The 15,434-nt window shown below is 49.9% G+C and carries 14 protein-coding genes and 1 riboswitch; of the genes, 9 read left to right on the top strand and 5 right to left on the bottom strand.

Annotated elements, in window-relative coordinates:
* Nucleotides 1–46 precede the first annotated feature (46 nt).
* The gene (gene metG, locus SK34_RS03360; protein WP_003844377.1) at nt 47–2,080 is read right to left on the bottom strand and encodes a methionine--tRNA ligase; all 2,034 of its coding nucleotides are present in this window, start codon (nt 2,078–2,080) and stop codon (nt 47–49) included.
* Between the two features lie 164 nt (nt 2,081–2,244).
* Here metG and apbC point away from each other — a divergent pair, with 164 nt between their 5' ends.
* From apbC to SK34_RS03335, 6 genes are all read left to right on the top strand, one after another.
* Nucleotides 2,245–3,354 carry an iron-sulfur cluster carrier protein ApbC gene (gene apbC, locus SK34_RS03355; RefSeq protein ID WP_003027343.1) on the top strand — a complete coding sequence of 370 codons (1,110 nt, stop codon included), beginning with the start codon at nt 2,245–2,247 and terminating at the stop codon, nt 3,352–3,354.
* 264 nt (nt 3,355–3,618) lie between these two features.
* Nucleotides 3,619–3,900, top strand: a complete 282-nt coding sequence (locus tag SK34_RS23365; protein WP_071698166.1) for a DUF2574 family protein — start codon at nt 3,619–3,621, stop codon at nt 3,898–3,900.
* Nucleotides 3,901–4,178: 278 nt separating this feature from the next.
* The gene (yehD, locus tag SK34_RS03350; RefSeq protein WP_003844375.1) at nt 4,179–4,709 is read left to right on the top strand and encodes a fimbrial protein YehD; all 531 of its coding nucleotides are present in this window, start codon (nt 4,179–4,181) and stop codon (nt 4,707–4,709) included.
* Between the two features lie 63 nt (nt 4,710–4,772).
* The gene (locus SK34_RS03345; RefSeq protein WP_016150640.1) at nt 4,773–5,453 is read left to right on the top strand and encodes a fimbrial assembly chaperone; all 681 of its coding nucleotides are present in this window, start codon (nt 4,773–4,775) and stop codon (nt 5,451–5,453) included.
* Nucleotides 5,454–5,467: 14 nt separating this feature from the next.
* Nucleotides 5,468–7,954, top strand: coding sequence for a fimbrial biogenesis outer membrane usher protein (locus SK34_RS03340; RefSeq protein WP_048232363.1), 2,487 nt, complete (start codon nt 5,468–5,470; stop codon nt 7,952–7,954).
* Between the two features lie 11 nt (nt 7,955–7,965).
* Nucleotides 7,966–8,988: a fimbrial protein gene (locus tag SK34_RS03335; RefSeq protein ID WP_048232361.1), complete on the top strand. Its 1,023-nt coding sequence runs from the start codon at nt 7,966–7,968 to the stop codon at nt 8,986–8,988.
* A gap of 55 nt (nt 8,989–9,043) precedes the next feature.
* Here the strand turns inward: SK34_RS03335 and SK34_RS03330 are convergent, their stop codons facing one another.
* Entirely contained in the window at nt 9,044–9,376 is a 333-nt protein-coding gene (locus tag SK34_RS03330; protein WP_016150637.1) for an RcnB family protein, read from the bottom strand.
* A gap of 234 nt (nt 9,377–9,610) precedes the next feature.
* Nucleotides 9,611–9,707: riboswitch (TPP riboswitch) on the top strand.
* 31 nt (nt 9,708–9,738) lie between these two features.
* On the opposite strand from SK34_RS03330, the gene thiM reads away from it, so the two are divergent.
* From thiM to SK34_RS03315, 3 genes are read left to right on the top strand one after another with little or no spacing between them, the layout of a single operon-like run.
* Nucleotides 9,739–10,521, top strand: a complete 783-nt coding sequence (thiM, locus tag SK34_RS03325) for a hydroxyethylthiazole kinase (protein ID WP_048232359.1) — start codon at nt 9,739–9,741, stop codon at nt 10,519–10,521.
* Between the two features lie 2 nt (nt 10,522–10,523).
* A complete protein-coding gene (thiD, locus tag SK34_RS03320) occupies nt 10,524–11,324 on the top strand; it encodes a bifunctional hydroxymethylpyrimidine kinase/phosphomethylpyrimidine kinase (RefSeq protein WP_048232358.1) in 801 nt (266 codons plus the stop codon).
* A 42-nt stretch (nt 11,325–11,366) separates the two neighbouring features.
* Nucleotides 11,367–12,113 carry a GntR family transcriptional regulator gene (locus SK34_RS03315; RefSeq protein ID WP_003027325.1) on the top strand — a complete coding sequence of 249 codons (747 nt, stop codon included), beginning with the start codon at nt 11,367–11,369 and terminating at the stop codon, nt 12,111–12,113.
* Here SK34_RS03315 and SK34_RS03310 read toward each other — a convergent pair.
* Genes SK34_RS03310 through SK34_RS03300 form a run of 3 tightly spaced genes read right to left on the bottom strand, consistent with a single transcriptional unit; the run spans nt 12,087 to nt 15,327 of the window.
* Nucleotides 12,087–13,052, bottom strand: coding sequence for a PfkB family carbohydrate kinase (locus SK34_RS03310; RefSeq protein WP_048232356.1), 966 nt, complete (start codon nt 13,050–13,052; stop codon nt 12,087–12,089). The two genes, SK34_RS03315 and SK34_RS03310, sit on opposite strands and share 27 nt — an antisense overlap.
* Entirely contained in the window at nt 13,049–14,053 is a 1,005-nt protein-coding gene (locus SK34_RS03305) for an ADP-ribosylglycohydrolase family protein (protein WP_048232354.1), read from the bottom strand. The genes SK34_RS03310 and SK34_RS03305 overlap by 4 nt, the downstream gene beginning before the upstream one ends.
* Nucleotides 14,050–15,327 (bottom strand): nucleoside permease, encoded by a 1,278-nt coding sequence (locus SK34_RS03300; RefSeq protein WP_003027315.1) that lies wholly within the window; start codon nt 15,325–15,327, stop codon nt 14,050–14,052. The genes SK34_RS03305 and SK34_RS03300 overlap by 4 nt, the downstream gene beginning before the upstream one ends.
* Between the last annotated feature and the right edge of the window lie 107 nt (nt 15,328–15,434).

The raw sequence follows: 15,434 nt of genomic DNA, 5'->3' as shown, positions 1-15,434 counted from the left end.
CGTAGAAAAAAAAAGCGCTGCGGTTGCAGCGCTTGAGATACTTGACTTACTTCACCTGTTGGCCTGGTTTTGCACCTTCATCCGGGCTTAACAGGAAGATATCTTTCCCGCCAGGACCTGCGGCCATTACCATCCCTTCAGAAATGCCGAAGCGCATCTTACGAGGAGCCAGGTTAGCAACCATAATGGTCTGGCGGCCAATCAGGGTTTGTGGATCCGGATACGCAGAACGAATACCAGAGAAGACGTTTCGTTTCTCACCACCGAGATCCAGCGTCAGACGCAGTAGTTTGTCGGAACCTTCCACGAATTCGGCGTTTTCAATCAACGCTACGCGCAGGTCAACTTTGGCGAAATCGTCAAAGGTGATGGTTTCCTGAATCGGGTCATCCGCCAGCGGACCGGTTACTGGTGCGGCAGCGGCTTTCACTTCTTCTTTCGACGCTTCCACCAGCGCTTCAACTTGTTTCATGTCGATGCGATTGTAAAGCGCTTTAAAGGTGTTGACCTTGTGACCGAGCAGTGGCTGCTCAATGGCATCCCAGCTCAGTTCGCAGTTCAGGAACGCTTCCACACGTTCAGCAAGCGTTGGCAGAACCGGCTTCAGGTAGGTCATCAGCACACGGAACAGGTTAATACCCATGGAGCAAATTGCCTGCAGGTCGGCATCGCGGCCCTCCTGTTTAGCCACAACCCACGGTGCTTGTTCGTCAACGTAGCGGTTTGCCACGTCGGCCAACGCCATGATTTCACGAATAGCTTTACCAAATTCACGGCTTTCCCATGCTTCGCCGATCACTGCTGCTGCGTCGGTGAAGGTTTTATACAGCGCCGGGTCGGCCAGCTCAGTCGCCAGAATGCCGTCAAAACGCTTAGCAATAAAGCCTGCATTACGGGATGCCAGGTTGACTACTTTGTTGACGATATCGGCATTAACGCGCTGGACAAAGTCCTCCAGGTTCAGGTCGATGTCATCAATACGTGAAGATAGTTTCGCCGTGTAGTAATAGCGCAGACTGTCGGCATCGAAGTGCTTCAGCCAGGTGCTTGCCTTAATGAAGGTGCCACGAGATTTAGACATCTTCGCGCCGTTCACCGTCACATAACCGTGGACGAACAGGTTGGTTGGCTTACGGAAGTTACTGCCTTCCAGCATGGCAGGCCAGAACAGGCTGTGGAAGTAAACGATATCCTTACCGATGAAGTGATACAGCTCGGCGTCGGAATCTTTCTTCCAGTATTCATCAAAGCTGGTGGTGTCACCGCGCTTATCGCACAGGTTTTTGAATGAACCCATATAGCCAATTGGCGCGTCCAGCCAGACGTAGAAGTATTTGCCAGGCGCATTCGGGATTTCAAAACCGAAGTACGGGGAATCGCGGGAAATATCCCACTGTTGCAGGCCGGATTCGAACCATTCCTGCATTTTGTTGGCGACCTGCTCCTGTAACGCGCCGCTGCGCGTCCACGCCTGCAGCATTTCGCTGAATGACGGCAGATCAAAGAAGAAGTGTTCGGAGTCACGCATCACCGGCGTCGCGCCAGACACAACGGATTTCGGCTCGATAAGTTCGGTCGGGCTGTAGGTTGCGCCGCAGACTTCACAGTTATCGCCGTACTGATCCGGAGACTTACATTTCGGGCAGGTGCCTTTAACAAAACGATCCGGCAGGAACATGCCTTTTTCCGGATCGTAAAGCTGGGAGATTGTACGGTTCTTAATAAAACCGTTTTCCTTCAGGCGCGTGTAAATCAGCTCAGACAGCTCACGGTTCTCTTCGCTGTGCGTCGAGTGGTAGTTGTCATAGCTGATGTCAAAACCTGCAAAATCAGTCTGATGCTCCTGACTCATTTCACCGATCATCTGCTCTGGCGTGATCCCAAGCTGCTGTGCTTTCAGCATGATTGGCGTACCGTGTGCGTCGTCCGCGCAGATGAAGTTAACCTGGTGGCCGCGCATTCGCTGGTAACGGACCCAGACATCAGCCTGGATGTGCTCCAGCATATGGCCGAGGTGGATTGAGCCGTTGGCGTACGGCAGCGCGCACGTTACCAGAATTTTCTTCGCGACTTGAGTCATAGTGGGCAATTACTTCTTTTGTAGTGAAAAGGGCTTTGATAGTACCAAAATGGTAATTACTGCGCCAAGCGATAAGGGCATTTATCCGTAAATGAATAATTGTTGCGGTTGGAGTAAACTACCTGGTGACTATTGTATATTCAGAACAACAAAAAGGAGTCGGGATGAACGCACAATCCCAGGCCAAATCACCAGAGACCCTGCGCGCCATGGTTGCCGGGACGCTGGCGAATTTTCAGCATTCAACCCTGAAGCATAATCTGACGACGCTTAAAGCGTTGCACCACGTCGCCTGGATGGATGACACGTTGCACGTTGAGCTGGTCATGCCGTTCGTCTGGCATAGCGCGTTTGAGGACTTAAAAGAGCAATGTAGCGCCGATCTGCTGCGTATTACCGGCGCGAAAGCGATCGACTGGAAACTGTCGCATAACATCGCGACGCTGAAACGCGTGAAAAATCAGCCAGGTATTAATGGTGTGAAAAACATCATCGCCGTCAGTTCAGGTAAAGGTGGCGTGGGTAAATCCTCTACCGCCGTGAACCTGGCGCTGGCACTGGCTGCAGAAGGGGCGAAGGTGGGGATTCTGGACGCCGATATTTATGGTCCGTCTATCCCGACAATGCTTGGCGCGGAAAACCAGCGTCCAACCTCGCCAGATGGTACCCACATGGCGCCGATCATGTCTCATGGTCTGGCAACGAACTCCATTGGTTATCTGGTCACTGACGATAACGCGATGGTGTGGCGCGGCCCGATGGCCAGTAAAGCGCTGTTGCAGATGTTGCAGGAAACCTTATGGCCGGATCTTGATTATCTGGTACTGGATATGCCGCCGGGCACTGGTGACATCCAGCTGACGCTGGCGCAGAACATTCCGGTAACGGGCGCGGTTGTTGTCACTACGCCGCAGGACATCGCGCTGATCGATGCGAAAAAAGGCATTGTGATGTTCGAAAAAGTCGAAGTGCCGGTATTGGGTATTGTTGAGAATATGAGTATGCATATTTGCAGCAATTGTGGCCATCATGAGCCAATCTTTGGCACCGGTGGCGCGCAGAAACTGGCCGAGCAGTACCACACCCAACTGCTGGGACAAATGCCGCTGCATATTTCTCTGCGTGAAGACCTCGATCGCGGTACGCCGACGGTTATCAGCCGTCCAGACAGCGAATTTACCGCCATTTACCGCGACCTTGCAGGGCGTGTGGCGGCACAGCTGTATTGGCAGGGAGAAGTTATTCCGGGCGAGATTGCTTTCCGCGCGGTGTAATTTATAGCGTTACAGATATTCACCGCATTAATGTATTATTGATGCGGTGAATATATTAAATTTAAAAATATTACGATATTGTTCATTCTGCGTTTATAATTCATACCTTTTTCCGAATAAATCATCTCAATGCATCATTGTAATTGATCAAATCTATCTCATTAATCTACAATTTCAATTGGATTGAACAGCGCGTTTTGCCCGTATTACGCTGACAGGCCATCTGCATGTTATTTGATGTTAACCACAGAGGTGACGATAAAAATGAAAATTAGCTCGCTGATGGGAACTATCATTCTGACTTATGGAATAAGTGCATCTGCGTTTGCTTCCGATACCGCGACCTTAACAATCAGTGGACGAGTAACCAAACCAACCTGTAGTACCGATGTTGTGAATAATGACGTGCAACAGCGGTGTGGCAAGACACTTCATTTTTCAACTGTTAACGATGTTGCTTCTTCACCTGCGCGCGGGGTGGTGACGGAAGTGGTTACAGTCCCTGGCGATACCACGCGACAGATCGTACTCAATCGCTACGATTAAAAAGAACGCCTTTATTAACCACATATCATTTTAATGAATGATATGTGGTTTTTTTATGCATAGAATAAATCCTTCCTGGCAGTTAATTGCATAGATTTATTAATTCTGAAAATAATACAAATCCTGATTTATTTGTTGCATGTATATTGCGATTTGTAACTTGTTTTAAATCAATAAAACAACGTGTTTACATTGCGGCAACGTTTCAGCTGTGAGAATTTCTTTTCAAGAGATAACTGCTCTTAACAAATCGAAATTAATTCATTAGGGAAGATATTATGAAACGTTCAATTATTTCTGCTGCTGTTCTGTCTGTTGTATTTATGAGCGCTGGGGCTTTTGCTGCTGATACCGATCAGGGTGAATTAATTATTACGGGTAAGGTGGTTGGAACTACCTGTAAATTTACTGGTGATTCCACCGCGACTATTGGTATGAACCAAATTGGTGCTGACAGATTAAATGCTTTGAGTGCTGGTGGTGTTTATGATGGTTACACAAATAAAACTACTGTACCACTGACAGTAGAGTGTACGGGGACTGAAGCACCGAAAATTACTTTCTCCAGTTCTCAATTCGACAGCACGAATAAATACATTACACGAAATACTGCCTCGAATAACGGTGCTGGTTTTGCAGTCTATTATGGTAATGAACAGGTTAATCCTGAGTCTGGTATTCAGTTAACCAAAACAGCCGACAATAAATATGTTCTGGACTTTAGTGCGCGTTATGCGAAAGTTGGAACTGGTATTGTCGAGAGTGGTGATGTTGCCTCTTCGCTTACGATGACCGTAGTTACTGATTAAGATTACTATCCTGTTTGTCGGCGGCTGCGGCCGCCGATTATTTCTGTAGTAAGGATAATTATAATGAAAAAGATATTAGCATTATTTTTGGCTGGCACAGTATTGCCTGCGTGGGGTGGGATTTATATTTACGGTACGCGTATCATTTATCCGGCGCAGAAAAAAGAGATTACCGTGCAGTTAATGAATGAAGGCAATCGCAGTGCACTCGTCCAGTCGTGGATTGATGATGGTGACACCGACCTGCCGCCGGAGAAAATTCAGGTACCGTTTGTGATGACACCGCCGGTGGCAAAGGTGAGCGGTGGTTCTGGCCAACAGCTGAAAATTAAGCTGTTGCCAAATACGTTGCCGAAAGATCGCGAAAGTTTATTCTTCCTTAACGTGCTGGATATCCCACCGAACTCTGCGGATTCCGAAGGTAAGAACATCATTAAATTTGCGATGCAAAACCGTATTAAATTTATTTATCGCCCACAGGGAATTGCCGGCGTTGATAAAAATAGCTTTACCCAACTGAACATCAGGAATAGTGGTAGCGGTATTACAATCAAGAATAATTCGGCTAACTGGATAACTATCCCTGAGCTTAGCGGTAAAGCGAAACTTAATAAAGAAACTATGCTGTTGGCACCGTGGTCAGAAAAAATGCTGAGCACTGCTGCTATTGTGAGTCATTACAATGTTACGCTTATTGATGATCACGGCAATTATTTGAGTGAAAAAATCAAAACTGAAAAATAGCTCAAGGACTGGCTATGTCAAAGATTAATTCGATTACACTGGCCATTTTGTCGGTGCTGGCGACTTCATCATCTGTATGGGCTGAAGAAGAAACGTTTGACACCCACTTTATGATTGGTGGTTTAAATGGTGAAAAAATATCACGCTATCTAATTGATGGTGATAAGCCCATGCCAGGCATGTACGAGATGGACGTTTATCTGAATAATCAGTGGCGTGGTCAGTATGATATTAATATTAAAACCGATCCCGATGAAACATGTTTATCCTGGGCACAATTACAGCAGATAGGCATTCGTACCGACGGTATTAAAGCGGATAAAAGCGTGGATTGTGTTTCGCTACGTTCAGCAGTCCAGGGCGGCAGCATAGGGTATGATATTGGGCAGTTTGCATTAAATCTGAGCGTACCTCAGGCATTTGTGAACGAATATGAACCGGGTTATATGCCTCCAGAAACTTGGGATCGTGGAATAAATGCGTTTTATACGGCTTATTATGTCAGCCAGTATTACAGTGATTATAAACACGGCGGTAATGATAAAAGTAGCTATGTTAATCTGAACAGCGGATTGAATTTGCTTGGCTGGCAGTTGCATTCGAATGCCAACTATACCAAAGGCAACGAAGGTAGCGGTGAGTGGAAAAGTAATACGTTATATGTGGAACGTGGTATTCCGTCAATTCTCGGTACATTGCGCGCCGGGGACATGTATACCGGGGCAGATATTTTTGACGCGGTACGCTTTCGCGGGGTGCGTATCTGGCGTGATATGCAAATGTTACCGAACTCAAAACAGAATTTTACCCCTGTAGTACGTGGTATTGCCCAGAGCAACGCGCTGGTAACCATCGAACAAAACGGTTTTGTGATTTATCAAAAAGAGGTCTCTCCAGGCCCATTTGCTATTGATGATTTGCAGCTTGCCGGCGGTGGTGCAGATCTGGATGTGAGTGTTAAAGAGGCAGATGGTTCGATAAGACATTACCTGGTACCTTATTCATCGGTACCGAATATGTTGCAGACGGGTGTGGCGAAATATGATTTAGCTGCCGGACGTAGCGATATTGCAGGTGCGAGTAATCAGTCTGATTTTATGCAGGGTAGTTATTTTTATGGCTTGAACAATCTGCTTACAGTTTATGGCGGCTCAATGTTATCGGATAACTATTATTCATTTGTGCTTGGCACAGGATGGAATACGCCAATTGGTGCGGTTTCGGTAGACGCCACACGATCGCACAGTGAGCAGGATAACGGCGTTTTTGACGGACAGAGTTATCAGGTAGCATGGAATAAATATGTTGCACAGACCGGAACTCAGTTTGCGCTGGCGGCCTTTCGCTACTCTTCGCGGGATTATCGTACCTTTAACGATCACGTTTGGGCGAATAACAAAAATAGCTACAACCGCGATGAAAATGATGTTTATGACATTGCTGATTATTATCAGAATGACTTTGGCCGTAAGAACAGTTTTTCCCTGAACATCAATCAGGCATTGCCTGGCGACTTGGGATTTCTGGCCGTAAGCGGTTTGTGGCGTGATTACTGGCAACGCAGCGGAACGGGTAAAGATTATCAAATAAGTTATTCGAACTCCTGGCAACGTATCAGCTATACCTTTGCCGTTAGCCAAACGTACGATGAGGATAATCACGAGGATAAGCGTTTTAACCTGTATATCTCCATCCCATTCTCGTGGGGGGACGGGATATCTACCCCTCGCCGCGATCTGTTTGTCTCTAACTCAACGACATTCGATGATGACGGTTATCAGTCGAATAACACCAGCTTAAGCGGGGTGGCGGGTAATCGCGATCAGTTTAGCTACGGCGCCAACCTCAGCCATCAGCGGCAGGGGAATGAAACAACTGCGGGCGGTAATATGGCTTGGCGCGCGCAGATAGCGACCATAGGCGGCAGCTACAGCCAGTCGAATAAGTATCAACAGGCCAGCGGTAATATTCAGGGCGGTGTTGTGGTGTGGTCTGACGGCGTGGCGCTGACGTCCCGGCTTTCCGATACTTTCGCCATTGTTAAAGCGCCGGGTTTACAGGGGGCGGCGGTGCAGGGACATCGTTACTTAACAACGGACAGCAAAGGTTACGCTGTGTATGACAGCCTGACGCCGTATCGTGAAAATATGCTGATGCTGGATTTGTCCGACAGTAAAAGCGACGTGGCGCTGCTGGGTAATCGTAAAGCTACTGTCCCTTATCGCGGCGCGGTCGTGATGACGGAGTTTGAAACCGATCGGCGTAAACTATGGTATTTCCTCGCCCAACGACCAGACGGCTCTCCGTTATCGTTCGGCTATGAGGTTGAAGATAGCGCAGGTAATAACGTCGGTCTTATCGGCCAGGGCAGTCGGTTATTTATTCGCACCAACGACATTCCCGCATCGGTACGCGTCGTGGTTAATAAAAAGCAGGGACAATTCTGCACGATTATCTTCGATAAGGTGATTGATGAGAATAAAGTCTATATTTGCCGATAAGGGATTCGTTTATGAAAAAATATTGGGTTTTAATTTTATGGTTGCTTCCTTTCTTGGGGCAGGCTAAATGTACCTTAGGTTCGAATACATCAGCACAACAAACGATAGAGCTGGACATGACGACAGTAACGGTTGGTTCTCCTGTTCGTCTTGTAATAAACACAAACCTAAACGATACTTTTTCATGTAATGAAAATACAGATTTTATGGATTATACGACGCCATTTCAAAACTATGTCGTAGAATTGAAGGAGCCCGGTGCGAATAAATCTATTTTTCTAAAGTTTAACATGCTCGAAAACACTGAATTTCCTGTTGCGACGGGTAATGGGGGAGGGGTAATTGCCTCAAAATCATATACAACACAAGAGGCGTTTAACTCAAAACCATTTATTCTTGAAGTTTCATATATAACACCTGGCAGTGCTGATTTAACGATATCTAGTGGTAATACGATAAATTTGGGGCGTCCGGCAATCAATATTTTAGCTGATAATTCATGTCGGAAGAGTCTTGGGGCGTGGCTATGGTGTTGGTTGACAGGTAAACTGAGTGGTAAAAATACTTACGCACAAAATATTACATTTACCGTCAAGCACAAACCAACAACCTGTCGTTTCTCCCAGTCGACATACGAAATTAAGATGCCGAATACGACGCTAAAAGAAATGTTAAGCGCAAACAATACTAAATCTGGTTCCACAGAACTGGAACTGAAATGCGAAAGCATCAATAACGTCACTACCAATCCAGTGAGTTTTAAAGTGGTACGCGGCGACTGGGATAGCAGTGGAACGATACTGAAAAATACCGTAATGAATGGCGCAAAGGGAGTGGGTTTCCAGATTTTTAACGGCAGTGCGACATCGCCGTTGAAATTGGGGGATACGCTGATGAACAAAATAGCTAAATTGACTGAAATCAAAAGTAGTTACACTTTTCCCATCACTGCGAAATATGTTCGCGTAACAGGAGAATCACTACAGCCTGGTGACGTACAAAGTAAAGTGACCTTTGCGGTATCTTACGACTAATTGATTGGTGGTTATCTCACGTACTTTCTTGCTGAAAGTACGTGTTTTTATTCGATTAGCGGTGATAAAAAATCTCGCCATCGTAGGCTTTAATGATCTTAGCATCGGCATCATTGACCAGCACATACGCGCCGCCCATGTAGGTCCAGTGGGTGCCTGCCGTCGGCGCGGGCAGATTGCGTAGATTCCACTGTTTAATGGTGTATTCTTCGGTGAGATACAGTGGTGGAACCTTGTCACCGGGTTTGAAATGGGTGAAGTCAGCAATAAAGCTGCTCAGTTCATACTTATCGATACCGGTGGGGGCAGCTGTTGCGGTTGGCGCGGCCCAGACGACGCTGCTTGCAAGCAGAAGTGCACCCAGCAACATTTTATTCTTCATACCCATCCTCTCTACCTCTTCGGGTCATCAAAATCAGTCATGTATCATTCCTGGCATACCGGATGTCTGACAAGCACTATTTTGTGATCACTCCAGTCATTTCGTAAAAAGTGTAAATGAAAGTACAGAATTGCAGCAATCTTGACCAGTAGTTTCACTTTGGGGGCGGATAGTACGCCAATTTACATCGCTAAGCACAGGCAGTATCCTGTTACTGAAACCAGCATATTACGTTTGTGTTTCAACGACTCGGGGTGCCCTTCCTGGTGAAGGCTGAGAAATACCCGTACCACCTGATCTGGATAATGCCAGCGTAGGGAAGTCTGACACTGCCCGTGTCCCTTCTTCGCGCGGGCAGGAGCTGAACCATGCAGCCTGACCTGCACAGCCGCGCGCTCGCGGCTCACACTTTGCACCAATTTAGAACCCTATCCCCGCTCACACACTGTATGACCAATGAGGTCGTGCAAAGCTTTACTGCCAATACATTACTGGCACTGGGCGCATCGCCAGCGATGGTGATCGAACCTGAAGAAGCCAGCCAATTCGCCGCTATTGCCAGTGCATTGCTGGTTAATGTCGGCACCTTAACTCAGGAGCGGGCCACGGCGATGCGCGCCGCCGTTGAGCGGGCTTATCATGCTAAAACCCCGTGGACGCTCGATCCCGTTGCCGTAGGCGCGCTTGAGTTTCGCCGCCGCTTTTGTCTGGATTTACTGTCGCTACAGCCTGCTGCTATTCGTGGCAACGCTTCGGAAATACTTGCTCTCGCCGGCATGAACGGTGGGGGACGCGGCGTGGATACAACCGATACAGCTGTCGCTGCGCTTCCGGCAGCGCAGGCGCTGGCTCGTCAGATTGGGACCATTGTCGTGGTTACCGGCGAAGTGGATTACGTCACCGATGGTCAGCGTACCGTTGGCGTGGACGGCGGCGACCCGTTAATGACTCGCGTGGTGGGCACCGGATGCGCGCTATCAGCGGTTGTTGCAGCCAGTTGTGCCTTGTGTGGTGACCGACTTGATAACGTCGCCTCCGCTTGTAGCTGGATGAAACAGGCCGGGCAAATCGCCACCGAGCAATCAAACGGACCGGGCAGCTTTGTCCCGGCATTTCTCGACGCCCTCTATAACCTGAACGCCCAGGAGTAAGCATGAAACGGATTAACGCATTAACGATCGCCGGAACCGATCCAAGCGGTGGCGCGGGTATTCAGGCCGATTTAAAAACCTTCTCGGCGCTGGGCGCATACGGCTGTTCCGTTATTACGGCGTTGGTGGCGCAAAATACGCGCGGGGTGCAGTCGGTGTATCGTATTGAACCTGACTTTGTCGCTGCGCAGCTGGACTCTGTGTTGAGTGATGTGCGTATCGACACCACAAAAATTGGTATGTTGGCGGAGACGGATATTGTTGAAGCGGTCGCCGAACGTTTGCGTCGCCATCGGGTACAAAATGTGGTGCTGGACACGGTGATGTTGGCAAAAAGCGGCGATCCGTTGCTGTCACCCTCGGCGGTAGAAACGCTGCGTAACCGTTTGCTGCCACAGGTTTCGATTATCACCCCTAATTTACCCGAAGCTGCTGCACTGCTCGGGGCATCGCATGCGCAGACTGAGCAGGAGATGTTAGAGCAGGGAAGAGCGCTACGGGCGCTGGGTTGCGAGGCGGTGTTGATGAAGGGCGGTCATCTGGATGACGCGCAAAGCCCCGACTGGCTCTTTACTCGCGAAGGCGAGCAGCGTTTTACCGCGCCGAGGGTGATGACCAAAAATACCCATGGCACCGGCTGTACGCTATCGGCGGCGTTGGCAGCCCTGCGTCCGCGCCATAACAACTGGGCCGATACCGTACAGGAAGCCAAACTGTGGCTTTCAGCGGCGCTGGCACAGGCAGACACGCTGGAAGTTGGCGAGGGAATTGGTCCGGTGCATCATTTTCACGCGTGGTGGTAATGGGTATACTGGCTGCAGAAACGGCGGCCAGGGAAAAGATAAATGGAACAAGCGCATACCCAGCTTATCGCACAACTGAATGAACGTATTTCAGCGGCGGATAACACGCCGCTGTATATGAAATTTGCGCAGACGGTGAAGAATGCTGTGCGCAGTGGGATCCTGGAACACGGCAATATCCTGCCCGGCGAGCGCGACCTCAGCCAGTTGACCGGCGTTTCTCGGATTACGGTACGCAAGGCGATGCAGGCCCTGGAAGAAGAGGGTGTAGTAACACGTGCCCGCGGTTACGGAACGCAAATCAACAATATCTTCGAGTATTCGCTCAAAGAAGCGCGCGGTTTTTCTCAGCAGGTGGTGTTGCGCGGTAAAAAACCGGATACGTTGTGGGTTAACAAAAGAATTGTACCTTGCCCGGAAGAGGTGGCACAGCAGTTGGCAGTTGTCACAGGAAGTGATGTCTTTCTGCTCAAACGCATTCGTTACGTTGACGAAGACGCAGTATCTATTGAAGAGTCTTGGGTACCCGCACATCTAATTCATGATGTGGATGCCATTGGTGTTTCTCTGTATGACTATTTTCGTAGCCAGCATATTTTCCCACAGCGTACGCGCTCACGCGTTAGCGCCAGAATGCCGGATGCAGAGTTCCAGGCGCACATTCAAATGGATAGTAAAGTGCCGGTACTGGTGATCAAGCAGGTAGCGCTTGACCAGCAGCAACGGCCTATTGAATACAGCATCAGTTACTGTCGTAGCGATCTATACGTTTTTGTGTGCGAGGAGTAGCGCCTCGCGTGATGGGGCGCAATCGCCGCCACGATGCCCAACTACCCAGGACGCCACCGCGTTACCTAACAGCACTGAGTCGGCCAGCGTCCAGCCAGACGCTAGTCCGGCCAGCATGCCGCCGGCATGGCTGTCTCCTGCGCCGATAGTATCAATGACCGCCGTTGCAAATGCCGGTACGCAGCCGGATGTCTGTGCGCTGAAATACCATGCGCCGTCTTTATCCTGACGCACTACCACCGGTGCGGTGAAACGCTGCACCCATTCTGCGCCAAAACCTTCCACATCCTGACTCAATGCAAATCGCTCGGCAGCAATTTCCGCCTCCTGACGATTAAGTGACACCAGCGGACGGCAGGCCATAATTCGTACCAGTAAGGGCTCGGGAATGTCGCCGATGCGCGGGCCAAAATCGATAAACGGTGTCACCTCTTCCAGTCCTTCCAGCCACTGCACCAGCAATTCACCGCACGGGGACGCTAGCTGATAACCCGAGAGATACACCAGGCTATGACGCGGGATATCCAGCTGTGCCAGCCAGGCGGCATTCCACTGATTCTCAACGCCGCTAAAGGACATAAAGGTACGTTCGCCATCCGGTTCCACCAGCGCCAGACACCAGCCGTTATCGCCTTCGGCGTTGTCGATCAGGCTGTGCAGCCCCTCTTTTGCCATCCGATTGCGGATAATGTCGGCCCACACCCCCTGACCCAGCGGTAACGCATTACTGGCGTCGATACCTAAACGCTTGAGCGCTACGGCAATATTCAGCGCGCAGCCGCCAACGTTCACGCCTTGCTGTTTGAGTTCGATATCACAGCCTCGCCAGGGAAGGGCATACGCATCGGCAATGACATCAATCACCGCTGCACCCACCACCGTTACAGGCCGCTGTGTACGTAACTGCGAGAGAAGTTGTTGCAGGCGCGTGGTGCTCATCGCGCCTCCCGCTGCTCACGCAGTCGTATTAACCCGTTGGCGTAGCGGGTAAAGTCCAGCTGATTAACCGCATCCAACTCCTGCTTCAATGCTGGATCAATCGCGTCGACGCCGTGCAGCGCGCCACAAATGGCGGTTGCCATCGCTCCGATGGTATCGGTATCGCCGCCGAGGTTCGCGCACAGAATGGCGCAGCGGTTGGGATCGGTCTGCGCCAGTTCGACCATCGCGATGGCGCAAGGCACGGACTCAATGGTGCTGGTTCCTGCCCCCACAACCTGATACAACTGCTCGCTGGCGGACTCAATGCCGTCGGCGTTACGGACGATTTTCAGCGCCAGTTCAAGGCGTGCACAAAGCGATGCGCTAAAGGTGGTGATTCGTTTGTGCTGCGTGTGCAGGGCAATGGCAGGTAGTGCGTCGACAATCTCCGACCATGTTCCTCCGTCGATGGCCCGCGATACCGCCCACGCGACCACAACGGCTCCCGCGATAGCCAGATCCGATTTATGCGTCGGGCTGGAGGCCATTGCCACATCATCGATAAAGGCATCAAGATTGCGGGCGGTTAGCAGGCATCCCAGTGGCGAAACGCGCATTGCCGCACCGTTGGTCACGCCATTATTCTCCAGTTCGGCGACAGGTTTGCCGTCGCGAATGGCTTTGAGCGCAATTTTTGAGGTCGGGCCGAGCACGTTTTTATTAAAGGCATCAAAACGCTCTGCCCAGGCCAGAATATTGCGACCAATAACGTCGGGTACAATCTCTCCGTCGCACTCAAGCAGGGCATCTGCCAGACACAGCGCCATAGACGTGTCATCAGTAAACTCTGCCTGGTTAAAGTAGCAGGCGGCATTATTTTCCGCCGGACCTGGCAAAAAACTGTCGATCCAACCGAAATGGGCTTTAACCCGGGTTCTTGGCCACAGTTCCGACGGCATGCCCATCGCATCCCCTAACGCCTGCCCATAAAGAGCACCGAGAATACGTTCTGCTTTCATTTTACTTCCCCTTGTTTCAACGCTACATCGCGATCGTCCACCTTAATGGCGGTGATTTCTTTGTCAGATTCGCGAAAGAAAATCATAAACATCACGGCAATGACGGCAATCATGACCGCGCCAAATCCCCACATGCCAGCCCAGTTAAAGGTGAGACCATTAACCGGTTCCTGGTAAGCAAACATTTTTTCCATCATCACGCCGCCCAGACGGTAACCGAGCAGGCTGCCGAATCCCTGACAGCAGAGGGTGATAAGCCCTTGCGCTGCAGTGCGCATGTGAACCGGAGCTTTTTTATCGACATAGATGTAGGCCGTGACGTAATAGAAGTCGTAACTGACACCGTGCAGCAGAATGCCGAGAAACAGCAGGGCGTAAGTGAAATATTCTTCCGCACCACCGTAAACGAAAAATCCGTAGCGGATCGCCGCAGTAATAAGACCAAGCAATAATACCTTTTTAATGCCAAATCGTTTGGTGAAAAACGGTAGTGCCAGCATAAAGAAGATTTCAGAGAACTGGCCCAGCGTCATCCAACCGGTGGCGTTTTTCATTCCGACTTCTGTCAGGTAGCCGTTGGCGAAGATGTAATAGAACGCCAGTGGCATCGCAAACAGGAAAGAACAAAAGAAAAAGACGAGGAAATTTTTATCGCGCAGCAGGATCAGCGCATCCAGACCCAGCATGACTTTGAAATCCATTTTGCCGGTACTTTTTGGTGGCGTATCCGGTAAGAAGAACGCAAAGACGCCCAACAGTGCAGAGCTTCCGGCAGTGATCAGCAGGGGAATATTGGTGGGTGAAATGTCGCTATAGCCAAGCATTTGCGGTAAGAAACCACAGGCCAAACCAGAGGCAATCCAGCCGATGGTTCCCATCACTCGGATGCGCGGGAAATCACGCTCAACGTCCGGTACGTTGGCAAAAGCAATACTGTTAGTCAGCGCAATCGTCGGCATATAGGTCAACGAATAGGCCAGTAACAGCGGGAAGAATCCGCTGAAGGTGGTTTGCTGGGCGGCGAAGTACATCAGAATAGCGCCGACGAACATCAACACCGCCAGCACTTTTTGCGCGGAGAAAAAGCGGTCAGTGATTGAACCGACCAGAATGGGCGACAGGATCGCGGCGATCGCGGTACAAGCGTAGGACCAGCCGATCTCCCCGGCGCTAAAGCCGCTTTTACTCAGCCACAGCCACAGCGGTACAAACCAGGCGCCCCAGATAAACCACTCTACAAACATCATGAACGACAGCTTAACTGTAGTTTTCATCTTTAAATCCTTCATGACAGGTAAGGTACGCATTGATAGTACCATCTGATAATACCTTTAAAATACCTTTGCGGTCTAAATTTGACCGCCTTAACATTATTTCTTCC

The sequence above is a fragment of the Citrobacter sp. MGH104 genome, from assembly GCF_001034485.1.
Taxonomy (GTDB): Bacteria; Pseudomonadota; Gammaproteobacteria; order Enterobacterales; family Enterobacteriaceae; genus Citrobacter; species Citrobacter freundii.
Note: the sequence above shows the minus strand (reverse complement) of the source record. Positions and strands in the feature narration are given on the sequence as shown.